We start from the raw sequence: 419 nt of genomic DNA, 5'->3' as shown, positions 1-419 counted from the left end.
AGGTGGCGCAGGCGCAGCAGACCGCCAAGCTCACGGAAGAAAACGCTCGCATCGGAACCGATCAGCAGGTCGCCCAGCGCGAAGCCGCAGCCAAGCAGGCGCGCGACACCGCGGTGATCGAGTCGGATCTGGCAGTCAACAAGCGCAAGACCGACGCCGGCCGCGAAATCCAGATCGCAACCCAGATGAACGAGATCGCGATCGCCAACAAGAGCAAGGAGCAATCCGAAGCCATCGCCGATGCAAAGACCGCCGAAGCCCTCGCCGTGTCCGCGGAGGAAAAGGTCATCACCGCCCGCGCGATCGAGGTCGCCGACCGCGACCGTCAGACCGCTGTGCTAGCGGCCCGCAAGGAGGCCGAGAAGAAATCCACCGAAGTCATCGTGGCGGCGGAAGCCGAGAAGAAAGCGTCGCTCGAC

At 64.7% G+C, this 419-nt stretch carries 1 pseudogene; it reads left to right on the top strand.

The features are described from left to right. Window positions 1-419 (top strand): annotated as a pseudogene (locus C5S61_RS03160) (flotillin family protein); the annotation flags it as partial.

Source organism: Herpetosiphon llansteffanensis, from assembly GCF_003205875.1.
Taxonomy (GTDB): domain Bacteria; phylum Chloroflexota; class Chloroflexia; order Chloroflexales; family Herpetosiphonaceae; genus Herpetosiphon; species Herpetosiphon llansteffanensis.
The sequence above is the reverse complement of the archived record's forward strand: the minus strand, read 5'-3'. Positions and strand labels throughout refer to the sequence as shown.